The sequence below is a fragment of the Bacillus sp. JHAA genome, assembly GCF_036961585.1.
Taxonomy (GTDB): Bacteria; Bacillota; Bacilli; order Bacillales; family Bacillaceae; genus Bacillus; species Bacillus velezensis.
In genome coordinates this window covers 518,380-539,814 of sequence record NZ_JBAMDE010000002.1, presented here as the reverse complement: position 1 = coordinate 539,814, position 21,435 = coordinate 518,380, and the positions used below count along the sequence as shown (strand labels likewise).

Genomic DNA, 21,435 nt, shown 5'->3' with positions numbered 1-21,435 from the left:
CTTATAACACTCCGTCGTACATTATTCGATGTTTTGATTTGAAATCCCTTCATCATTCGACAGGATTTTTTTAAGCAGGGTAACAAATCGATTCCGATCTTCTTTATTTAATTTTTTAGGTCCTTTGGAATGAATGCCGCTTCTTCTCATTTTGCCTGACATATGACGGCTCATCAGAGCGAAGTCAATCGTGTCTTCAGTATAAGAACGGCCCCTTTCCGATAAGACGGCAATATTTCTGTTCAGCAAAAGAGAGGCTAAACCGATATCCTGCGTGACTACGACGTCTCCCGATCTCACATGGTTTGCGATATATAAGTCTGCCGCTTCTTTATGAGGATCAACGTATACCCAGTTCTCGTCTTTGCTTCTGGAAAGCTGGTAGTGTTCAAATGATGCGACGAAAATAACCCGAACGCTGAATTGCGATGCAATGAGCATTATTTCCTCTTTTACGGGGCATGCGTCTGCATCGACAAAAATCGTCTTTTCTTTTTCATTTAGAAGACTAATTCTCCATCCCTCCATCAATCTCCTGCATAAAAACAAGCGAAATCGCATATGCTCCATGACTGCGGATCTATTTTGAGCTTTGTCGAAAAATTTCCGGGAGTTATTCTTGACATCTTACCCATAATAGTTTATTCGTATCACACGAAGCTTAAACCTAAAAATAAACATTTTATCACAATTTTTTATTATAATACAAACTTCGCGAAGATGCCATCCTTTTTGTTTATTCCCTATTTGCATACCCAAAAACCCAGGATAAAGCGTCCTGAGTTATCGGCCCTTTGTTTTGAGATGATGAATGATGTTCGCTGTTTCCTCGACCGCTTTATTCGAAACGTCAACGACTTGGCAGCCGATCCGGTCCACGATTTTCTCAAAATACTCCAGCTCTTCTTTAATTCTGTTGATATTGGCGTAAATGGCTTTGTCATTTAAGCCGAGAGATTTTAACCGTTCTTTTCGTATATGGTTCAGTTTATCAGGGCTGATTTTTAAGCCGATGCATTTTTTCGGATCAACGCTGAACAGTTCTTCCGGCGGATCGACCTCAGGAACGATCGGCACATTGGCCACTTTCAGACGCTTATGGGCAAGATATTGTGATAATGGGGTTTTAGACGTTCTGGATACTCCGAGCAGGATGATATCGGCTTTTAAAATGCCTCTTGGATCCCTGCCATCGTCATATTTGACGGCAAACTCGATCGCCTCGACCTTTTTGAAATAATCTTCATCAAGCTGGCGGACGCGGCCCGGTTCATATTTGGCGGTCAGACCGTAAGCCGATTCCATTTTATCGATGAGCGGACCGATAATATCGTAATACAGCACATTCGCTTTTTCCGCTTGTTCAACCAGGTATTTGCGCATTTCAGGAACAACGAGCGTAAAACAAATAATGCCGCCGTCCGCTTTGGCGAGAGACACGACTTCATTAATGGTGCCGATATCTTCCACATAAGGTATTCTTCTGATATGCGTATCATCGGCTGAGCCGTTAAACTGGCTGAGCGAGGCTTTTACAACGAGTTCGGCGGTTTCTCCGACTGAGTCTGATACTACATAAATGATGCGATTGTCCATGTTATCCCCCCGTTAGTTTTCAAGCTTATATGATTTCATTTTCTGATAAACTGACAAGTATCTTAGTCATATTCGTTTTGGTAAACCGGCCGATGACCTCAAAGCCTTTATCCGTATCTTTAATAACGGGCAGGGCATCGATCTGTTTTTCAATTAAATACTTGGCGATGTCCATCACATAATCGTCACGCCGGCAGACGGCGATATTCGGCATTCTTGTCATGATAATATGAACCGGTATTGAGGCAAGTTCCTGCTGGCCGATGCTCGCCCGCAGCAAATCTTTGCGTGACAGCACACCGACTAAGACAGCATCACGATCTACGACAAATAACGTGCCGACATCTTCTAAAAACATGGTGCAGATGGCATCGTATACCGAGACATTTTCATTGATGACAACAGGGATCGATTGAAAATCTTTCACTTGCAGCTTTTTCAATTTATCCGCAAGCAGCTGATTTCCCGTTTTCCCCGTATAAAAATAACCGACCCGCGGACGGGCCTCTAAGAAGCCTGACATGGTGAGTATGGCCAAGTCCGGCCGCAGCGTGGCCCTCGTTAAATTGAGCTGTTCTGCGATATGCTCTCCGGTAATCGGGCCGTTTTCCTTTACAATCTGTAAAATTTGTTCTTGCCGTTTATTTAATTCGATCGTACTCACCACCTTAATGGAAGGGTTTCTTTATCTATGTTTTCATTCTGTGATGTTTATGTAAAAGGGGAAAAGACGATTGCCGATCACACAGCAACCGTCTTTTTCTTTATTTTACAATAAGATGATTCATATTAGCAAAAGACTTGATCACATCTGCAAGAGCGGTCATTTGCGCTAAACGGTTGGTTTTTAATGCTTCATCGTCCGCATTTACCATCGTGTGATTAAAGTAGTCTTCAATCGGCTCCTTTAATCCGCTGAGCACGGCAAGCGCCTGTTCATAGTTTTTGGAGGCAAAGCTTTCCGCGACACTGTCTTTTGTTTTTTGATAAGCGTCAAACAGCTTTTTCTCCTGTTCATTTTCAAACAGATCCGGATTGATATCGCGGCTCTCGCCTTTTTTGCTGATGGAGATGACCCGGCCGAGTGATTCAGCCGTTTCTTTAAAGCCGGGTGTGCCGAGGTGCTTCTCAAGCACTCTTGCCTTATGAACGGCTGCATACGGCTCAAGCTCTGTGCTGTCCAGAACGGCTTCAATAACGTCATGACGGATGTCTTCAGCGTTTAAGACGTATTTCAGACGCTGTGTAAAGAAATCGAGGAGCTCATTTTCTTTTTCCGTTTCTGTCAATGACAGCAGCTCTTTAAAAGAAATGCCCCAATTGCGGTCGATCAGAATGGAAACGATGCCGCTTGCCTGACGGCGCAATCCGTACGGGTCCTGAGAACCTGTCGGAATTACGTCAATGCTGAAGAAGGAAGCAATCGTGTCTAGTTTATCAGCTAACGCCACGACCGCGCCGGTAAAGGTTGAAGGCACTTCTCCCCCGGCCGCTCTCGGCATATAGTGCTCATTGACAGCGGCAGCGACGGCATCATCTTCACCGAGCATGCGCGCATATTTTTCTCCCATCACGCCTTGAAGCTCTGGGAACTCATAGATCATATGTGTAACCAGGTCAAATTTAGAAATCTCTGCGGCGCGCTTCACAAGTTTTTGCGTCTGTTCATCCGCTTTCAGGCGGACGGCAAGTTTGCCCGCAATGGCGGTCACTCTTCTTACTTTATCTCCAAGGGAGCCGAGCTCTTCATGGAAAACGATATTTTCCAGTTTCTTCACATTTTCATCAATGTTCAGCTTTTGGTCTTCTTTGTAGAAGAACGCAGCATCTGAAAGCCTTGCTCTCAGCACTTTCTCGTTTCCGCGGGCAACATTTTCAATTGCATGGCTGTTCCCGTTTCTTACCGTAATAAAATGAGGAAGCAGATTCCCGTTTTCATCTTTTACCGGGAAGTAGCGCTGATGCTCTTTCATTGTTGTTACAAGCACTTCTTCAGGGATAGAAAGAAACTCGGATTCAAAAGATCCGTAAAGCGCCGTCGGGTATTCCACCAGATGGTTGACTTCGTTCAGCAGATCCTCATCTATCGGAATGTTCCATTTCTTCTCGGCTGCAAGCGCGTCCAGCTGGCTTTGGATCATTTGTTTGCGTTCTTTCGGGTCAGCAATGACGCTTTGTTCTTTCAGCAGCTTTTCGTATGATGACGGTGCATCAACAGATACTTCTTGGCCGAGAAAGCGGTGTCCCTGTGTGTTCCGGCCCGTCTCGACATTTGTGATTTTAAACGGAATGACGTCTTTTCCAAAGAGAGCGATAATCCATTTGATCGGACGGATATAGCGCAGATCCTGCGTGCCCCAGCGCATGTTTTTCGGGAAATGCATTCCGGCAATCAAATTTTCCAGCTGCGGTAAAAGTGTCTTCGTCTCTTGTCCCGCCTGGAATTTTTGAACGAAGACATATTCCGTGCCGTTTACATCTTTTATATACAGGTCATCCACTCCGGCGCCTTGGCCTTTTGAAAATCCGATAGCGGCTTTTGTCCAGTTTCCGTCAGCATCCAGAGCGATTTTTTTCGCAGGGCCTTTTGCTTCTTCCTGAATATCAGCCTGTTTTTCTGCTACGTCTTTTATATATACTGCCAGACGTCTCGGCGTATTAAAAAGTTTCACTTCGCCATGGGCGATATTTTTTTCAGCCAGCCAGCCGGTCAGCTTTTCACCGAGCTGCACCATGCTGTCATGTAAAAACCGCGCCGGCATTTCCTCGAGTCCGATCTCTAAAAGCAAGTCTTGTTTACTCATGGGAAGAGCCCTCCTCTTTAAGCATTGGGAACCCTAATTTTTCCCGTTCTTCATAATACGTTTTTGCCACTTTTCTCGCTAAGTTGCGGACACGGCCGATATAACCCGTCCGCTCCGTCACCGAGATCGCGCCTTTTGCATCGAGCAGATTAAATGTGTGAGAGCATTTCAGCACATAATCATAGGCCGGATGCACGAGCCCGTTATCCATTTGTCTGATCGCTTCTTTTTCATAGGTGCTGAACAAATGGAAAAGCATATCCACGTCAGATGTTTCAAAAGTATAAACGGAATGCTCATATTCAGCCATCATAAATAAATCTTTCACAGTAAATCCTGACGTCCATTCAAGATCAAAGACGTTTTCTTTATCCTGAATATATGACGCGAGACGTTCAATACCATATGTGATCTCAACGGATACCGGTTTACATTCAATTCCGCCCACCTGCTGGAAGTATGTAAACTGAGTAATTTCCATCCCGTCAAGCCATACTTCCCAGCCGAGACCTGCACAGCCTAAAGACGGGTTTTCCCAGTTGTCTTCTACGAAACGGATATCATGTTCAAGCGGGTCAATGCCGAGCGCACGCAATGAATCAAGGTAAAGCTCTTGAATGTTATCAGGCGACGGCTTGATAATGACTTGGAATTGATGATGCTGATAGAGCCTGTTCGGGTTTTCACCGTACCGTCCGTCCGCAGGCCGTCTGGACGGCTCAACGTAAGCCACTCTCCACGGTTCCGGCCCGATGCTTCGTAAAAATGTATACGGGCTCATTGTGCCTGCGCCTTTCTCCACATCATACGACTGCATGAGCACACAGCCTTCATTCGACCAGTGCTTCTGCAAGGTTAAAATCATATCTTGAATGTTCATTTCAAGCACCTCCACTTTCTCCATTCTTTTACAAGTGCGGCGGCAACCAAAAAACTCCCGTCTCTATGCTTGCCGGCCGCAAACATAGGGACGAGAGTTCTCCCGCGGTTCCACCCTAGTTGCTGAGGATGTGAATCACTCAGCCTCTTTTTAAAGGGTTGCTCGAGAATGCCTTTCGTTGCGCGCTCATCCTTAGCTTACACTGCCCTAAGGTCGCTTGTATGAGTTGGACGCAAGTACTTCTTTCTGTCACTGCAACATATTTTATAATAAATGATCATATAAAAAGATGGGCAGAATGTCAACTTTTGTTTTCATCCAAAAGGTTCTTCATGCTTTCCATCTGATCTAAAAACCGTTTTGACTTTAAATAAAGTCCTGAATATTCCTCGTAATACAGATCAATGACCCGTTTAATTTCGTTTTTGGTTTCCTGTTTTAACGAGACGCTGCCGAGCCTTCCGATATCAAAGTAATAAAAAAGCCTTAGCAGCCTTGCCGTTTGCGGCGACATCGGAACTCTGTACGGATCCTTTTCAAAGCAGCGGTGGCAGATAAACCCGTTATCTCTTATCGAAAAATGAAACGTCCCTTCCCCGCTTTTGCAGTGGACACAATGATTCAGCTCCGGATACAGCCCCATGACGCCGAGCATTTTCATCTGCACGATGAAGGTGATCACGTCCGGGTCAGTCCCGTCATTCAGCCTCTTAAAGGATTCGAGAATCAATTCGAATAAATAGGGGTTCGGTTTCTTCTCTTCCGTTCCTTTGTCAGTGAGTTCAGCGATAAAAGCGGCATACGCCGTCAAAAATAAATCTTCTCTGATCGTTCTCATGCTGAGAATCATTTCACCCTGCTGGAGCGTGCCGAGTCCGGATGTTCTTTGCATTAAAAATGACCCGTACAAAAACGGCTGGCTGACTGCTGACAGCCGGCTGGCTGACTTCCTGGCGCCCCTTGCCATGACGCCGATTTTGCCGTGTTCCCTCGTCAGCAATGTCACGATTTTATTCGTCTCCCCGTAGTCATTCGTACGGAGCACGATTCCTTCACATTTAGTCAGCATTTCCGCACCTTCCAACAATGGGAGGGGCCAAGAGGTTTACAAAATTGGAAAATCAATTCGGGCTAGCTCATCTTCCGGTTCTTCGGGTCTTTCCAGGTTCTCTTTTTCCAGTTCTTTAAAAAGAAGGTACGTATCAACACTTCCTGTTTGAGAAAATACGTTCCAGGTAAAATTCAACACAAAAAACCCACCTTTCGTCATTAAACTAGCTTGCAAATCCAAATTCTTACCCTTATCTTGACCTGATGTCCTCCTTTTCATGTTAAACAAATTTTGCTAACGAATCCCTGCTTCTGTGAGGTAATCTCACACCTCAGACATGCGCCTTAGATGAATTAATATTCATCCTCTTTGAAGCCGAAATCACGCAGCTGAGACATTTTATTCCGCCAGTCCTTCTGCACCTTCACCCATAATTCCAGGTAAACGCGTGAGCCCAAAAGAGCTTCAATATCAGCCCGCGCTCTTTTGCCGACTTCTTTCAGAAGCGCTCCTTTTTTACCGATGACGATGCCTTTTTGAGAATCCCGCTCGACCACAATGGTGGCGGCGACATGGACGGAGCCGTTTTCCTGCCCTTTAATGGACTCGATGGCGACAGCGATGCTGTGCGGCACTTCTTCCCTTGTCAGATGGAGCACCTTTTCTCTGATCAGTTCAGAAATAATGAACCGCTCGGGGTGGTCAGTCACCTGATCGCTCGGATAGAACTGAGGCCCTTCCGGTAAATACGCTTCAATCTGCGCGAGAAGGGTTTCGACGTTGTTCCCTTCCAAAGCTGAGATCGGCACGATTTCTTTAAACGGATAGCGCGTACGGTACTCATCAATTAAAAGAAGCAGCTGGTCAGGGTGGATCTTATCAATTTTGTTAACGATCAGAAAGACCGGTGTAGACGTCTGTCCGAGCTTTTCAATGATAAACTCGTCGCCTTTTCCGTACCCTTCTTCGGCGTTAATCATAAATAACACCAAGTCAACTTCTTTCAGCGTATTCTGCGCCACTTTCATCATAAAGTCGCCAAGCTTGTGCTTTGGTTTGTGAATGCCCGGTGTATCAATAAAAATGGTCTGCGACGTGCCGGTTGTCAGCACCCCTTGGACTTTATTTCTTGTCGTCTGGGGTTTGTCGCTCATGATGGCGATCTTTTGACCGATGACCCTGTTTAAAAAGGTAGACTTTCCTACATTCGGCCTTCCGATGATAGATACAAATCCTGATTTAAAGCTTTCGTTCGTCATGTAAATCCTCCGATGAAAATGCGCCCGGTAATAATTCTTCCGCAGTCATTTCTTTTATTTGTCCTTGTAAGTTGGTCAGAATAACAAGCATATCCTTTGAGCACAGCTCGGAAATTACTTGTCTGCAGGCTCCGCACGGCGAAACCGGTCCCGGAGTATCCGCAGCCACGGCGAGCATCGCAAATTCCGTATCCCCCTCGGAAACAGCTTTGAATATCGCCGTGCGTTCAGCACAGTTGCACATGCTGTATGCCGCATTTTCGATGTTGCAGCCTCTGTACACTTTTCCGTCTTTGGTAAGAAGAGCGGCTCCCACTCTGAAATTTGAATACGGCACATACGCTGTGTCCCGCGCTTTTAATGCTTCTGCAATCAATTCTTGTCTGTTCATGTGTACTTAATTCCTCTCTTACCTTTATCCTGTATGATACCGCTGTCACTTTTATTTTACATAATTACGATTGGTTTTTCACGCCCATTTTTGGCAATGTAAAATAATTGTAAGAATCTTCTGCTAACATATCTTCGGCAAGAAGATGAGTAAACCAATGATACACGATATCACGGCAAAGACGCAAACGGCTCCGGCGGCCGCGTCCTTTGCCGCTTTTGCGAGCGGGTGATACTGATCGGTAACTAAATCCACAACATGCTCTATCGCCGTATTTAAAAGCTCCAAAGCAAGCATCCCTCCGATCAGCACCAAAACAATGGCCCATTCGGCTGTGCTCAGCCCGGTGAGAAAACCGCAAACGATAACGGCGCAGGCCGCGGTAATATGAAATTGAAAATTCCGCTCTGACCGCGCCGTTTTCCAGATTCCCCTCCATGCATGGACAAAGCTCTTCAGGAACCTGCTCCACTCGTTTTTATGATCTCGTGAGTCCATACTCATCCAGCAAATCCTTTTGCTTTGAAAACATTTCTTCCTCTTCTTCTTTTGTCATGTGATCATAGCCAAGCAAATGCAAAAAGCCGTGCACGGCCAGAAAACCGAGCTCTCTCATAAACGAATGGCCGTACTCTTCCGCCTGCTCTTTCGTTCTGTCTGCGCTGATGATAATATCTCCTAAAACAGGCGGCATGTCGGCGCCTACGATTTCAACCTCGTCTTCGCCTTCTTCTTCAAGCGCAAACGAAATGACGTCAGTCGGAGTGTCTTTTCCCCGGTAGTCTCTGTTGATTTCTCTGATTTCCTCATTTGTCACAATCGTGACCGATACTTCAGCCTGGTCCTGAACGCCTTCTTTTTCCGCCGCGAATTGGAGCAGCTTCTCCACTTCTTGGAGCGCATCAGCTGAGACGCTGTTCGTTTCATCAACAATATCTATGAGTAAACTCATTTATTTCACCTTCTTCGTAGCCTCCGGATATTCAATCCGGGAGTGGAAAATTCCTTTTAAAGTCGCACATAGTGTTTTTGCGATCGTATCCAGTTCTCGGAACGTGAGATCACATTCTGAGAATTGTCCGTCCTGAAGCTTATCGGATATAATTCCCCGCACCAGTTTTTCGATCCGCTCGGGATTGGGATTATGCATGGAACGGACGGCGGCTTCAACGCTGTCGGCCACTGAGATAATAGCCGCTTCTTTCGATTGCGGCTTCGGCCCCGGGTAGCGGAACTCTTTCTCTGTAATCTGGTCGCCCTTTTCTTTCGCTTTATAATAAAAGAATTTTAAAAGGGACGTTCCGTGATGCTGCTCCGCGATATCCACAAGCTCTTTCGGAAACTTATAGCTTCTGAGCATATTCGCACCGTCTGTCGTATGTGCGATAATGATATTTTTGCTGAGCTGAGGAGACAGCTTGTCATGCGGATTATCCATATTCATCTGATTTTCAATAAAATATTGCGGACGTTTCGTTTTGCCGAGATCGTGATAATACGCTCCGACCCGTGCTAAAAGACCGTTTGCCCCTACGGCTTCACAAGCCGCTTCCGACAGATTTGCCACCATGACGCTGTGATGATATGTACCGGGTGTTTCCGTTAAAATCTTTCGAAGCAGGGGATGATTCGGATTAGACAGTTCAATCAGCCTCATTGTTGAAAGAATGCCGAATCCCGTCTCAAAAAACGGCATCAGACCGATAATCAAAACGGATGAAGCAAGTCCCGAGACGACCCCCATCAGCATCAGCGTTCCGATTTCAACCGGTGACAGCGCCGTATTTTGTATTAATAAAAGCGACAGCACGATAATCATATTAATAAATGAGACGAACAGTCCCGTCTGCAATATTTTTGACCTCGCATTATGTTTTCCCAAAAACAGAATGCCTGAAATGCTGCTGATTAAATAGTAAATGCCGATGACGTAATTAAATGTTCCCGTCACACCCTGATTAAACATCATACTGCCGCAGATCGCCAGAATGATGCTTCCTAAAATGGCGAGCCTTTCATTGAGCAGCAGCCTGATTAAAATCGCGCCGGCGGCGATCGGCACAAGATAGCCGATATTGGTGTATTCAATCTTCTGAAAGAGACTGACGACTTCCATAATGACGAGAATAAGCGTTGTAATGATAGAAAACAGCAAAAGAGATTTATTTTTCAGCTTAAGCTCCTGCTGCTGTTTCTCAAAATAGTAGACAAGCGTGGCAATAAACAGGCCGATCATCAGAAGAAGACCGCTGATCGGTTTTAACAGGTTGGAATTATTCAAAAGACCCGTCAGTTCAAGCTTCCTGTATACTTCCCGGTCAATCAGATCATTCTCTTCCACGAGAACCTGTCCCTGTTTGATCTGTACCGGCTGGACGCTGTCTGACGCTTCCTGGCGTTTTTCATCGGTCGCTTTCGGATCAAAAACGTAATTCGGGATGACCGCGTATTTTCCGATTTCAGTCGCAGCCGCTAAATATTTTGACGGCACAGAAGCACTTTTCAGCTCTTTTGCGACCTTATCCTTCGCTTCAGCAAGCTTTTCAGAAGGAATTTCACTGCTCATCACCGTATTCACCGCGGTAATGACGGAATCCCTCACAAATGAGAAATCTTCATTGTTTGCATGGAGAAGCGATTTAATGGCATCTTCCGAGACGGATTCATTGACATCCTGTGTCAGCTTGTTTTTCACCGATTTTACCAGTGATTTTTCCGAAGGTGACTTTTTGTCTTTTTCCGCATCTTTTTTCACTTCGCCGATGCTGTCAAAAATGGAAGTGATCAGGTCAAGCCGATTGTCGGTATAGCCTTTTTTCAGAGTGTATTGATCTTCCACCGCATCTTCGGCCGCCTGTTTTTTCGATTCCGTCGCCTGCTGATCTTCCACTGTGGCGGGCGCGTAAATCGTCTTATCACTGACTGCAAACAAATCCAAATTAAGTGATTCAGGTTTTACATGAATAAAGAGCAAACCAAACATGATCGCTGAAAGCAGCAGGTACAGCAGCACATGGGCTGAGCGGGCATGTCTGAAACTGCGGAACCGTTCCCGGGCGCTTTTGCCCTTTCCCTTCTTTTTCAAAACAAGAACCTCCTCCCTGAAACATCAGGAACACATCATATAAAAATGACCCGATAACGGGAGATCGGGTCATTTTTGCATTACTTTTGCTTATCATAAGCTTCAATAATTTTTGCAACAAGCGGATGCCTGACCACATCTGTCTGGTCAAGTTCAATCACGGAGATGCCGTTTACGTCCTTCAGCATATCCTTCGCCACTGCAAGTCCCGATGTGACGCCTTTCGGCAGGTCAATTTGGCTTACGTCGCCCGTAATGATCATTTTAGAGCCAAAACCCAATCTCGTCAAAAACATTTTCATTTGAGCGGGAGTGGTATTCTGGGCTTCATCAAGAATCACATACGCGTCGTCAAGCGTCCGCCCTCTCATATAGGCAAGCGGGGCGATTTCGATAACCCCTCTTTCCATAAGACGCTCCGTATGGTCGCTTCCGAGCACATCATGGAGCGCGTCATACAGCGGGCGCAGATAAGGATCTACTTTTTCCTTTAAATCTCCGGGCAGAAAACCGAGGCTCTCGCCGGCTTCCACAGCGGGTCTTGTTAAAATGATTTTTTTAATGTGGCCGTTTTTTAAAGCATGCACCGCTTTTACGACCGCCAAATAAGTTTTGCCGGTTCCCGCCGGCCCGATGCCGAACACCATGTCGTTTTTCTTCATCGCCGCCACATATTCTCTTTGGCCGATGGTTTTGACACGGATCGGTTTGCCTTTTGCCGTTTTCGTTATTTCCTCTTCATACATGCTTTCAAAATAGTCCAGTTCATCTTTTTTTGCCATTTTTACGGCATACAGCACATCACGTTCCGAAATCTCGATCCCCTTGCGAATTAAAGTAAGGAGCGAGCCCAATAATCTGTCAGCGATCTCAAATGTTTCATCATTCCCGGAAACGTAAATGGTTTCACCGCGTGTGATGAGGCTAATGCCCAGATCCTTCTCCATTAAATGTAAAAAAGCATCTTGGCTGCCGAACAAAGAAAGTGCTTCGTCCGGGCTTTTCAGTTTGTGATTAATCGCAAGTAAATGTTCTGCCATTCTTTAGTCTCCCTGAACAATAGGTGTGGTTTGAACGATATCTTCTATAACTTGGTAGAGAATAATCAACTTTACTTTACCATTCTCAACGGATTGGTGCAAAACTTTTTCACTTTCCACCTCTCCGCTGCCGTTTAATCGCTTTTCTACATCTTGTCTTCCCATTTTGATACCGGCCTGAACCGCTTCGCCTTTCGTATAAGTCCGCACGGATGTTTCACTTTCTCTTGTCTGTTCTGAAACGTAAGAAACCGGAAGCTTCATCCCCAGAAATTGAAACGGATGCTTTTCTTCCTCTGTTTTCGGATGTTTCAGCGGCTTCTCATTAAATTCAAAGCCCCAAAAAGGCACGCCCCATGATCCGAAAGACAGCTTGTGCTTCGTCCTTACTTTACCCGTATATAGCGTAAATGATGTTTCAAGGGGCACGGTTACTTCTGACTTGTACCATGTTTCTCCGTAAATTTCCGCTTTTGAGGCGACTTTCCGGTCTTCATTTCCGATCAGTCCTGAGACGAGGAGCTGTCCTTTGTCAACATGATCGTTCACAAAAGCCATCGGCTGCCCCTTTTGCACGAACATCCTTTTGATGACCGCCTTCTTTTTGGCAACGATATGACGGGGGCTCACGTACTTTTCTTTTGTCGGTTCGTTCTTTTCGACCACTTTCATATGAAGGGCTGTCCCGTTCAATTCCACACCGACCCACGTAATATTATCGATGCCGTTTGTTAATGATTTTTGAATTTTTTCCGGCGTCATCATTAAAAATTGCAAACGGCCTTTTTTCACACCGATTTCTTCAAGGTGCTTTACCATCTGATGCTCGGTTTCTGGCTTGGCCCCTTTAATATCAATTTCCCAAATCATGTTGGACAAAAGAAACAATATAACAAAAAATATCAAAAACCCTGCAGTGAAGCCCAGGTTTAATCTTGATTTGAGAAGCAGAAAGGGAAGACCCTTTCTTTTTGTAAAGCTTGCTTTGCATTCATGTTTTCTGATGACTCTTCTGAAAGCATGTACATCTTGAAGCTGAATCATCAGCAGAACACAGTCTTGCTTTTTTTTCACCGCAAAGATGGCGATTCCGTTTCTCGTGCATTCATTCAGCAGCCGTTCAATCCCTTTTCCTTTGACTTCCATTTGGACTTTACCCGAAAAAAATGACAGCCATTTGTTTTTCACATTATTTCCCCCCGGCTTTATGAATCGACATATCGTACGTGATCTATCGTGCCTTCCAAAAGGATTTCCTCAGGAAGGATTGCCTTAATGACCAAGTTTTTTCCTGATATGATACACTGACCCTGCTTGAGCATCAGCCTGACTTCTTCTTCACTGAACAGCAGGAGGCCTCTGTGATTCTCTATGTAGATATGAAGTCTGCCGACCATCGTAATACGAGGCAGATCCATCATAACGTCCGGGGGAATTTCCAATGCTCTTGTCAGCCATGCCTTTACACGATTCTTTCTTTGCCCCATAAAAAAAGAACCCCCTTTCATCTCATATGTATGATTTGAAAAGGGGTTCTAACACTTTATTTTTTACCGATGTTCCGCATGGTCCGGTGCGGTTTTTTTGCACGGGGCGGACCCAAAACCTCACTGAATATAATGCCTTGGACCGCAGTTTCTTTATTTATTTTGAGGGCTGATTTCTTCAGAGACGCGTTTCGTGCGCGTGCGGATGTCAGCTTATGTTCGAGCCCGTTAAACATCTGCTCCGTCTTCGCTAGGCGCTTTTCAGCTTCCCTTCTTTTTTGCTCAAAAGGGTTCTCTTCTGAAACGGCAGGCAATTCTTCCGCTTCCGGCTTATGCTCTTTCTGCGGCTGTTTTTGATCCTGCTTTTTTGCCTGATTTCCGGGACGTGTACCCGGCGGACGTTTTTCATCTTTGTTTTTCTTGCCGAATATTGCCGATATAATGCCGATGACGGCGGCAATGACGAGCGGATTTGTCAGAATCTCGTGCATATAGCGGCTCCCTCCTTAATAGAGAGGTTATTGTTGGTCTTCATCTTGCTGGTCATTCGTCAGCTTGCCGATAGAATCCCTCATGTCCGTATCCGCGTCGATATTTTTTATGTTCATATAGTCCATGACGCCGATGTTTCCTTCACGCAACGCTTCTGCCATCGCAAGCGGCACTTCGGCTTCTGCTTCCACGACTTTTGCACGCATTTCTTCTACGCGAGCGCGCATTTCCTGCTCTTGGGCGACCGCCATGGCGCGGCGCTCTTCGGCTTTGGCCTGCGCAATGTTTTTGTCTGCTTCTGCCTGATCCGTCTGAAGAATCGCTCCAATGTTTTTGCCGATATCAACGTCGGCGATGTCAATCGAAAGAATTTCAAATGCGGTGCCTGAATCCAGCCCTTTGCCAAGTACGGTCTGTGAAATCATATCAGGGTTTTCAAGCACTTTTTTATGATTGTGTGAAGAACCGATTGTCGAGACAATCCCTTCTCCGACACGGGCGACAACCGTCTCTTCTCCCGCTCCTCCGACAAGGCGCTCAATATTGGCTCTTACTGTGATTCTGGCTTTTGCTTTTACTTCAATTCCGTCCATGGCGACACCCGCGATAAACGGTGTTTCAATGACCTTCGGATTAACGCTCATCTGTACGGCTTCCAATACGTCACGCCCGGCCAGGTCAATGGCTGCGCAGCGTTCAAATGACAGTTCAATATTGGCGCGCTGTGCCGCAATCAGGGCATTGACCACCCTGTCGACATTACCTCCGGCCAGATAATGGCTTTCGAGCTGATTTGTTGTTGCGGACAGGCCGGCTTTGTGCGCTTTAATTAACGGATTGACAACGCGGCTTGGTATGACGCGCCGCAGCCTCATCCCGACCAAAGTGAAAATGCTGATTCTGACTCCTGCCGCAAGCGCCGAAATCCATAGCATCACCGGTACAAAGGTGAAGAATATGGCTAACACAATAATGGCAGCAGCAACTAATGCTAAAATCGCCAAACTTGACAGTTCCATCTAATTCCTCCTCAAGGTTATCATCTATATTTCTCTCACGACAATGCGTGAGCCTTCCGCTTTCACTACTTTCACCTGTCTGTCTTTTTCAGTGAATGATCCTTCCGAGACGACATCCAGACGTTCATCATCAATAATGACGGTGCCTGACGGTCTGAGGGCTGTAGCGGTAACGCCGACTTTTCCCAACAGCTCCGTCCGGTTCTGATTTGAAACATAACCGCTCTCCGTGCTTGTTGAATCAGTTAATATTAATTTTTTAAAGAATTTCATTCGTTTCCCCAACACCCTTGTTAATATGATAAAGGCTGTAATAGACACAGCAATGGCGATCAAGAGAGAAACCGCCATTACGGTAAAGCTGCCCGCAGCGAGAAAGAGGCTCGCGATGACGCCTGCAATACCGATAAGACCGATTATGCCTCCGGGCAGAAATATCTCTAAAAGGATAAAAACCAAGCCCGCGCAAAATAAGAATACGCTGTCATAGCCGGCGAATCCGGCAGCGATATGCCCGGTGAAAAACAGCAGCATGGCCGTCAGTCCGACGGCACCCGGTATCCCGAGGCCCGGCGAGAACAATTCAATGGTCAAACCAAGCAAAGCAAGCGTTAATAAGACGGGGACAACAAACGGATTTGTCAGCCATCTGCCCAGTTTGCCGACGAAACCTTCTTTTGCATGGTGAACATCCGCTTTGTCAAAACCGAGCTTTGTATATAAAGCATCAAGGTCTGAAACCGTGCCCTCCGAATATCCGACTTCCTTGGCTTTTTCAGCGATCAGTGTCAGCAGTTTTCCCTTTGGGGCGCCCGCTTCCTTTGCATTAATGGCGGGATCTGCCATGGCCAGGGCGTATTTCGGATTTCGGTTGTTTTTAACCGCTGCGTCCTCCATTTCTGCATGCCACAGTGATTGGGCCTTTTTGTCTGCCGCGTTTCCCTTTCCGTCGATGATGGCTGCGGCACCCATTTTTCCGCCCGGCGCCATATAGATTTCATCTGCCTGAAGCGCTATATACGCTCCGGCAGAAAGCGCCCGTTTATTAACGTAAGCGGTAACAGGCACATCCGCGCGGCCGATGATATCAGCAATATCCAAGGCTGATTGAACGGCGCCTCCCGGTGTGTTGATGTCAAGAATAATGTGTGACGCGCCGGACTCCTTCGCTTCTTTGAAAGAACGCGATAAAAACGAGGCGAGCCCCTGTTCGACATTTTTCTCAACCGGGATGACATAAACCGATGGATGATCAGCTTTCGCGTTCAATTGAACCCCTAATAAAGATAATACAAATAAGCCCAATAGAGCAACAGCAATTCCGGTTTTTTTTCGGAACAAGGCAAATATACCCTCCTTCCCGTTTCGTTCTTCTTTATATACGTAACAAATGTACTTTAGTTTCATTTTTTTATGTATAAAAAAAGACATCTCTCAAGGAAAGATGTCTTTTTTCTTGTCAATTAAGATAATTGACTGCTGACAAGTCTGTTAATTACGCTGCCGTCAGCTTTACCTTTTACTTTAGGCATAATAGCACTCATCACTTTGCCCATGTCCGCTTTGGAGCTCGCACCGACTTCAGCGATGGTTTCATTTACGATTGTCTGCAGCTCTTCTTCAGAAAGCTGCTTCGGTAAATAAACTTCTAAAATGTCCAGCTCTTTTTGAACTTTATCTACTAAATCTAAACGATTAGCGTTTGAAAATTCATGGAGGGAGTCTTTACGTTGCTTAAGTTCACGAGATAGGACAGTAAGTTCCTCATCCTCGGTCAAACTGTCTTTCTTAAGCTTAATTGCTTCGTTTTGAAGTGAAGCTTTCACCATTCGAACGACAGTCAGTTTGTCTTTCTCACGGCTTTTCATATACAGCTTCATATCTTGGTTAAGTCGCTCAAGAAGACTCATAAATCCACCCTCTTTTAGAATTTGCGTTTTCTAGCAGCTTCTGACTTTTTCTTGCGCTTTACGCTAGGTTTTTCATAAAATTCGCGCTTTCTTGCTTCTTGCAAAGTACCTGTCTTTGATACACTGCGTTTGAAGCGACGAAGAGCATCTTCAAGCGATTCGTTTTTTCTAACGACCGTTTTTGACATTCTCTTTCCCTCCCTCCGAATACACCAATCGACTACCTTTAAAAAGATACATATATAAACATGTACTTTGACATTATAATATAAGCCATCAGTCAGGTCAACTAAGCGAGCTCACTTTTCCGTCATGAATAAAGCTGCTTGTCTATATAATGATGGAAAGGGGTGTTTCATTTGATGATACTGATTCTCTTTACCGCACTTATCCTGATTTTTTTACTCGGAATGAGCCTGCTCAGGCAGGGGCTGATCGCCTTAACGTATTCAAAAATTGAGAAGAGCCTGCTCTTATTTACCGACCACCCTTTGAAAGCTTTTCTCATAAGCATCGTATTCACTGGTTTTCTTCAGAGCAGCTCAGCCTTCATGGTCATTGTCATCGGCTTTGTCAGCGCAGGCGCTTTATCTTTTAAACGGACCATTCCGATGATTCTCGGCACGAATGTCGGCTCCACGTTTACGACGGAGTTTTTAGCCATAAAGATGGATGTGCTCATTTGGGTGCTTTTTATCGGAGGCCTTGTGTTTATCCTCCTCCGTAAATATCCGTTCAGGCAGATCGGCATAAGCTTCCTCGGTCTCGGCATCATCTTTTTTTGCATCACATGCTTCAGCCGGCTCGCCGTTCCGCTGACAGAAATGAAGGCGGGGGCGGAGGTTTTGCGACATGTGAATGATTCGAGCTGGTCCGCTCTTTTTATCGGCATGATATTGACGGCAATCATTCATTCAAGCTCCGTCTGCATCGGCATTTTGATGAGTTTTATGAACGAAGGGGTGATCGGCATTGAACAAGCGGTCAGCGTCGTTCTGGGATCTAATATCGGGACATGCGTCACGGCCGTCATGGCTGCTGTTTCAGGCGGTTATGCCGCCAGACAGACCGCCGGTGCTCACGTTGTGTTTAATATTCTCGGCGTGCTGCTCGTATTTCCCTTCCTGTCCGCATCAGCAGGTTTTACGGAGCGCCTGTCTGATGATCCCGCGCAGATGATTGCGCATTTCAGCCTGTTATTTAACGTAGTCACCGCCTTATTGTTTCTGCCGTTCACACATTTGTTTTACCGGCTGATTGACAGGCTGATTCCTCCGAAACCGTAAAAAAACCGATGCGGGAAGGCACCGGTTTTTTTATCAGTTATGAAGACATGCGCATGTTTCGGGTCATTTCATCCTCAACGACGCGGACGAATTGTCCTTCGTTATACGGATAGCCCGCTTTTTGAATTTTGACTTTGACAAGTTTGCCGATTACATCTTCCGTGCCTTTGAAGACGACTTTCATGTAATTGTCCGTATAGCCGACGAACATGCCCTCCTCATCAGACTCTTTAAACGCCTCTTCCGGAATGATTTCCAGAACCTCTCCTTCATAATCGGAGGCGTATTCTTTTGCAAGCTGGTCAGACAGCGCGATCAGCTTATGCACCCGTTCGTTTTTCACGTTCTCGTCAACCTGGTCTTCCATTCTGGCCGCAGGTGTTCCGGTGCGTTTGCTGTAAGGGAATACGTGAAGCTCTGAAAACTTATGTTCTTTAATGAACCGGTATGTTTCCATAAATTCTTCTTCCGTTTCTCCCGGGAAACCGACGATGACATCAGATGTGACGGCAAGACCCGGCAGCGCTTCTTTCAGCTTATTTAAACGGTCTGCGAAAAATTCCATCGTATATTTGCGTCTCATCCGTTTCAGAACGGTGTTTGATCCTGACTGAATCGGGATATGAAGGTGACGGACGATTTTATCAGACGCATCCAGCACTTCAATCACTTCATCAGTGATTTGGCTTGCTTCAATAGATGAAATTCTGATCCGCTTCAGTCCTTCTACACGTGTATCAAGCTCGCGGAGAAGCTTGGCGAAATTATAATCTTTCATATCTTCGCCGTAGCCGCCCGTATGAATCCCCGTCAGGACGATTTCTTTATAGCCGGCATCCACCAGCTGCTGCGCCTGTTTAATGACTTCTTCCGGATCGCGGGAACGAAGCAGGCCGCGCGCCCAAGGGATAATGCAGAACGTACAGAAGTTGTTGCAGCCCTCTTGGATTTTTAACGACGCTCTTGTGCGGTCAGTAAAAGCGGGAACATCCAGCTCTTCAAACACGCGTGCTTTCATAATATTGCCGACGCCGTTGATCGGCTGACGCTCTTCCCTGTACTGCTCAATGTAACCGAGCATTTTTTCACGATCCTGCGTGCCGACGACGATGTCAACACCCGGGATGGCCATAATTTCCGCCGGAGAGGTTTGCGCATAGCACCCTGTTACGCAGATGACGCCGTCAGGATTTTGGCGGATCGCCCGTCTGATGACTTGACGGCTTTTTTTATCTCCCGTGTTTGTTACCGTACATGTATTAATGACATATACATCTGCTGTCTGTTCGAATTCTTTTCGTTCATAACCCGCATCTTTAAACAGCTGCCAGATTGCTTCTGTTTCATAATGGTTGACCTTGCAGCCAAGGGTATGAAAAGCAACAGTTGCCATTACTGATCACCTCTTAATAACTCTGTATGATAGGAAACTGCGCTTAACGCGTAAAGAGGCGCAGTTTCAGTCCGTAAAATTCTCGGTCCGAGGCCGCATAAGACGGCGCCTTTTTCTGAAAGCTGATGAACTTCAGACTCAGTCAGACCGCCTTCAGGGCCGAATACGATTAAAAGAGACGAACCTTGCGGAAGGCTTTTGAGCTCCGCAGCGAAAGCGCCCGTTTCTCCCTGCTTTGATGACTCCTCGTATGCAACGACACATTTATCGACATTCTCCGCCATTTCAAGCAGCTGCCGGAACGTATGAACGGTTTTCACTTCGGGAATTTCATTGCGGTACGATTGCTCCGCCGCTTCCTTCGCGATTTTCGCCCATCTCTCCCGCTTTTTCTTTGCCTTTTTGTCGTCTAGCTTAACGACGGATCTGGCGCCCTGAAAAGGGATGAACATACTTGCCCCCAGCTCGGTCCCTTTTTGGATAATCCATTCAAGCTTATCGCCTTTCGGGAGGCCGCTGGCGATCCTGATCTTCAAAGGCAGTTCACGGTTTTCACCCGTCCATTCAGCAATGCTGCATGATATATGATCTTTAGAAACCTCTTTAAGCAGGCATAAAGCTTCATGGCCGTCTTTCGAACAGCAGATAATCCGGTCTCCCGCACTCATTCTCATGACGTTCGCTATATGGTGGACGTCTTCCCCCGTGATTTGAAAATCAGGAGTTTCGTCCATCTCCTGCTTCGTGAGCTCGATAAAATATCGTTGCATACGCTGTGACACCTACTAACTGTTATTTTTTCGCGATGATGCTGACCCAATCTTCCATAGACAGAATTTCTATGATGGTAAAGCCGGCTTTTTCCAACGCTTCTTTTACTTCCTGTTTTTTCTGGCCGATAATGCCTGAAGTAATAAAATGGCCTCCGTCTTTGAGCAGGTCGTACGCCTGTGATGTAAAGCGGAGAATCACTTCCGCCAAAATATTTGCGACAATGACATCATGTTCGCCCGTGATGCCGTCTAACAAATTGTTCTGCTTCACTTCGGCCGTATCACTCACTTTGTTCAATTTCACATTCAGACGCGCGCTTTCAACAGCGACCGGATCAAGGTCATACGCATGAACCGATTCGGCCTCAAGCATGGCGGCCGCGATGCTTAAAATTCCTGAACCGGTGCCGACATCAATGACACGGTCGCCTTTTTGAACGATACGCTCAAGCGCCTGAATGCACAGAACGGTTGTCGGATGCGTTCCCGTACCGAATGCCATACCCGGATCCATTTCGATAATCAGTTCATCTGTATGAACAGGTGTGTACGTTTCCCATGTGGGAACGATCGTGAACTTTTCAGAAATTTTCACAGGATGATAATACTTTTTCCAAGCTGTCGCCCATTCTTCTTCATTAACTTCAGAAATGGTGATTGTGTTTCTGCCCAAATCAATGTCATACAAAAGCAGATTATTAATCGTCTCTTTTATGCCGTCTACCGTTTCGCCGAGGAAACTGTTGATCGGCAGATACGCTTTGACAATGACACCCTCATCGGGGTAATCATTGGGGTCGAGCTGGTAGATTTCCCCGTAAACATTCTCACGCTCTTTCATTAAATCAAGCGGATCTTCGATGACAACCCCGCTCGCACCAGCTTCATGCAAAATATTTGAGATGGGTTCAACCGCTTCATGTGTTGTGTGAATGCTGATTTCGGACCATTTCAAAACTACCAACTCCT

At 46.0% G+C, this 21,435-nt stretch carries 23 protein-coding genes and 1 pseudogene; 1 reads left to right on the top strand and 23 read right to left on the bottom strand.

What is annotated here, in order from left to right:
- Positions 1 to 21: 21 nt before the first annotated feature.
- The 20 genes and pseudogenes from V7728_RS06830 to rpsU all read right to left on the bottom strand — a co-directional run bounded on the left by V7728_RS06830 (position 22) and on the right by rpsU (position 17,202).
- Entirely contained in the window at positions 22 to 528 is a 507-nt protein-coding gene (locus tag V7728_RS06830) for a YaiI/YqxD family protein (RefSeq protein WP_014418404.1), read from the bottom strand.
- A 255-nt stretch (positions 529 to 783) separates the two neighbouring features.
- Positions 784 to 1,596 (bottom strand): pyruvate, water dikinase regulatory protein, encoded by an 813-nt coding sequence (locus V7728_RS06825; RefSeq protein WP_003152991.1) that lies wholly within the window; start codon positions 1,594 to 1,596, stop codon positions 784 to 786.
- A 25-nt stretch (positions 1,597 to 1,621) separates the two neighbouring features.
- Positions 1,622 to 2,260, bottom strand: coding sequence for a transcriptional regulator CcpN (gene ccpN / locus V7728_RS06820; RefSeq protein WP_003152989.1), 639 nt, complete (start codon positions 2,258 to 2,260; stop codon positions 1,622 to 1,624).
- Positions 2,261 to 2,360: 100 nt separating this feature from the next.
- Positions 2,361 to 4,400, bottom strand: a complete 2,040-nt coding sequence (gene glyS / locus V7728_RS06815; protein ID WP_012118013.1) for a glycine--tRNA ligase subunit beta — start codon at positions 4,398 to 4,400, stop codon at positions 2,361 to 2,363.
- On the bottom strand, positions 4,393 to 5,280 hold the full coding sequence (glyQ, locus tag V7728_RS06810) for a glycine--tRNA ligase subunit alpha (RefSeq protein ID WP_003152984.1): 888 nt from the start codon (positions 5,278 to 5,280) through the stop codon (positions 4,393 to 4,395). Before glyQ ends, glyS begins: the two co-directional genes overlap by 8 nt.
- A gap of 301 nt (positions 5,281 to 5,581) precedes the next feature.
- A complete protein-coding gene (gene recO / locus V7728_RS06805; RefSeq protein WP_012118014.1) occupies positions 5,582 to 6,349 on the bottom strand; it encodes a DNA repair protein RecO in 768 nt (255 codons plus the stop codon).
- Positions 6,350 to 6,385: 36 nt separating this feature from the next.
- Entirely contained in the window at positions 6,386 to 6,529 is a 144-nt protein-coding gene (locus V7728_RS06800) for a YqzL family protein (RefSeq protein ID WP_007408286.1), read from the bottom strand.
- A gap of 155 nt (positions 6,530 to 6,684) precedes the next feature.
- On the bottom strand, positions 6,685 to 7,590 hold the full coding sequence (gene era / locus V7728_RS06795) for a GTPase Era (RefSeq protein ID WP_007408285.1): 906 nt from the start codon (positions 7,588 to 7,590) through the stop codon (positions 6,685 to 6,687).
- Positions 7,571 to 7,981, bottom strand: coding sequence for a cytidine deaminase (locus V7728_RS06790; protein ID WP_003152976.1), 411 nt, complete (start codon positions 7,979 to 7,981; stop codon positions 7,571 to 7,573). The genes era and V7728_RS06790 overlap by 20 nt, the downstream gene beginning before the upstream one ends.
- 123 nt (positions 7,982 to 8,104) lie before the next feature.
- A complete protein-coding gene (locus V7728_RS06785) occupies positions 8,105 to 8,479 on the bottom strand; it encodes a diacylglycerol kinase family protein (protein ID WP_043021628.1) in 375 nt (124 codons plus the stop codon).
- Positions 8,460 to 8,933, bottom strand: coding sequence for an rRNA maturation RNase YbeY (gene ybeY, locus V7728_RS06780; RefSeq protein ID WP_012118016.1), 474 nt, complete (start codon positions 8,931 to 8,933; stop codon positions 8,460 to 8,462). Before ybeY ends, V7728_RS06785 begins: the two co-directional genes overlap by 20 nt.
- Positions 8,934 to 11,066, bottom strand: a complete 2,133-nt coding sequence (locus V7728_RS06775; protein WP_007408284.1) for an HD family phosphohydrolase — start codon at positions 11,064 to 11,066, stop codon at positions 8,934 to 8,936.
- A gap of 80 nt (positions 11,067 to 11,146) precedes the next feature.
- Positions 11,147 to 12,106, bottom strand: coding sequence for a PhoH family protein (locus tag V7728_RS06770; protein WP_007408283.1), 960 nt, complete (start codon positions 12,104 to 12,106; stop codon positions 11,147 to 11,149).
- Positions 12,070 to 13,294 (bottom strand): annotated as a pseudogene (gene yqfD, locus V7728_RS06765) (sporulation protein YqfD). The gene V7728_RS06770 and the pseudogene yqfD overlap by 37 nt, the downstream one beginning before the upstream one ends.
- Positions 13,295 to 13,311: 17 nt before the next feature.
- Entirely contained in the window at positions 13,312 to 13,593 is a 282-nt protein-coding gene (gene yqfC, locus V7728_RS06760; RefSeq protein ID WP_003152966.1) for a sporulation protein YqfC, read from the bottom strand.
- Between the two features lie 56 nt (positions 13,594 to 13,649).
- Positions 13,650 to 14,084, bottom strand: a complete 435-nt coding sequence (locus V7728_RS06755) for a hypothetical protein (protein ID WP_015240235.1) — start codon at positions 14,082 to 14,084, stop codon at positions 13,650 to 13,652.
- Between the two features lie 27 nt (positions 14,085 to 14,111).
- Positions 14,112 to 15,104, bottom strand: coding sequence for a flotillin-like protein FloA (gene floA, locus V7728_RS06750; protein WP_007408280.1), 993 nt, complete (start codon positions 15,102 to 15,104; stop codon positions 14,112 to 14,114).
- Between the two features lie 24 nt (positions 15,105 to 15,128).
- Complete coding sequence (locus V7728_RS06745) at positions 15,129 to 16,445, bottom strand: NfeD family protein (RefSeq protein WP_015240236.1); 1,317 nt, start codon at positions 16,443 to 16,445, stop codon at positions 15,129 to 15,131.
- Between the two features lie 122 nt (positions 16,446 to 16,567).
- Positions 16,568 to 17,014 carry a GatB/YqeY domain-containing protein gene (locus tag V7728_RS06740; RefSeq protein ID WP_007408278.1) on the bottom strand — a complete coding sequence of 149 codons (447 nt, stop codon included), beginning with the start codon at positions 17,012 to 17,014 and terminating at the stop codon, positions 16,568 to 16,570.
- A gap of 14 nt (positions 17,015 to 17,028) precedes the next feature.
- A complete protein-coding gene (gene rpsU, locus V7728_RS06735) occupies positions 17,029 to 17,202 on the bottom strand; it encodes a 30S ribosomal protein S21 (protein ID WP_003152957.1) in 174 nt (57 codons plus the stop codon).
- Positions 17,203 to 17,373: 171 nt separating this feature from the next.
- On the opposite strand from rpsU, the gene V7728_RS06730 reads away from it, so the two are divergent.
- Complete coding sequence (locus V7728_RS06730) at positions 17,374 to 18,300, top strand: Na/Pi symporter (protein WP_015240237.1); 927 nt, start codon at positions 17,374 to 17,376, stop codon at positions 18,298 to 18,300.
- Between the two features lie 37 nt (positions 18,301 to 18,337).
- Here the strand turns inward: V7728_RS06730 and mtaB are convergent, their stop codons facing one another.
- Genes mtaB through prmA form a run of 3 tightly spaced genes read right to left on the bottom strand, consistent with a single transcriptional unit; the run spans position 18,338 to position 21,421 of the window.
- A complete protein-coding gene (gene mtaB, locus V7728_RS06725) occupies positions 18,338 to 19,693 on the bottom strand; it encodes a tRNA (N(6)-L-threonylcarbamoyladenosine(37)-C(2))-methylthiotransferase MtaB (RefSeq protein WP_007408276.1) in 1,356 nt (451 codons plus the stop codon).
- The gene (locus V7728_RS06720) at positions 19,693 to 20,463 is read right to left on the bottom strand and encodes a 16S rRNA (uracil(1498)-N(3))-methyltransferase (RefSeq protein WP_007408275.1); all 771 of its coding nucleotides are present in this window, start codon (positions 20,461 to 20,463) and stop codon (positions 19,693 to 19,695) included. The genes mtaB and V7728_RS06720 overlap by 1 nt, the downstream gene beginning before the upstream one ends.
- A 22-nt stretch (positions 20,464 to 20,485) precedes the next feature.
- Entirely contained in the window at positions 20,486 to 21,421 is a 936-nt protein-coding gene (prmA, locus tag V7728_RS06715) for a 50S ribosomal protein L11 methyltransferase (protein ID WP_012118021.1), read from the bottom strand.
- Positions 21,422 to 21,435: the final 14 nt, after the last annotated feature.

Excerpts from the sequence above, each read along its gene's own strand:
- ybeY (WP_012118016.1), bottom strand. The coding sequence starts at position 8,933 with ATGAGTTTACTCATAGATATTGTTGATGAAACGAACAGCGTCTCAGCT.
- recO (WP_012118014.1), bottom strand. The coding sequence starts at position 6,349 with ATGCTGACTAAATGTGAAGGAATCGTGCTCCGTACGAATGACTACGGG.
- glyS (WP_012118013.1), bottom strand. The coding sequence starts at position 4,400 with ATGAGTAAACAAGACTTGCTTTTAGAGATCGGACTCGAGGAAATGCCG.
- V7728_RS06790 (WP_003152976.1), bottom strand. The coding sequence starts at position 7,981 with ATGAACAGACAAGAATTGATTGCAGAAGCATTAAAAGCGCGGGACACA.
- V7728_RS06740 (WP_007408278.1), bottom strand. The coding sequence starts at position 17,014 with ATGAGTCTTCTTGAGCGACTTAACCAAGATATGAAGCTGTATATGAAA.
- era (WP_007408285.1), bottom strand. The coding sequence starts at position 7,590 with ATGACGAACGAAAGCTTTAAATCAGGATTTGTATCTATCATCGGAAGG.
- V7728_RS06755 (WP_015240235.1), bottom strand. The coding sequence starts at position 14,084 with ATGCACGAGATTCTGACAAATCCGCTCGTCATTGCCGCCGTCATCGGC.
- mtaB (WP_007408276.1), bottom strand. The coding sequence starts at position 19,693 with ATGGCAACTGTTGCTTTTCATACCCTTGGCTGCAAGGTCAACCATTAT.
- V7728_RS06785 (WP_043021628.1), bottom strand. The coding sequence starts at position 8,479 with ATGGACTCACGAGATCATAAAAACGAGTGGAGCAGGTTCCTGAAGAGC.
- V7728_RS06825 (WP_003152991.1), bottom strand. The coding sequence starts at position 1,596 with ATGGACAATCGCATCATTTATGTAGTATCAGACTCAGTCGGAGAAACC.
- V7728_RS06720 (WP_007408275.1), bottom strand. The coding sequence starts at position 20,463 with ATGCAACGATATTTTATCGAGCTCACGAAGCAGGAGATGGACGAAACT.
- floA (WP_007408280.1), bottom strand. The coding sequence starts at position 15,104 with ATGGAACTGTCAAGTTTGGCGATTTTAGCATTAGTTGCTGCTGCCATT.
- yqfC (WP_003152966.1), bottom strand. The coding sequence starts at position 13,593 with ATGGGGCAAAGAAAGAATCGTGTAAAGGCATGGCTGACAAGAGCATTG.
- V7728_RS06770 (WP_007408283.1), bottom strand. The coding sequence starts at position 12,106 with ATGGCAGAACATTTACTTGCGATTAATCACAAACTGAAAAGCCCGGAC.
- V7728_RS06830 (WP_014418404.1), bottom strand. The coding sequence starts at position 528 with ATGGAGGGATGGAGAATTAGTCTTCTAAATGAAAAAGAAAAGACGATT.
- glyQ (WP_003152984.1), bottom strand. The coding sequence starts at position 5,280 with ATGAACATTCAAGATATGATTTTAACCTTGCAGAAGCACTGGTCGAAT.
- rpsU (WP_003152957.1), bottom strand. The coding sequence starts at position 17,202 with ATGTCAAAAACGGTCGTTAGAAAAAACGAATCGCTTGAAGATGCTCTT.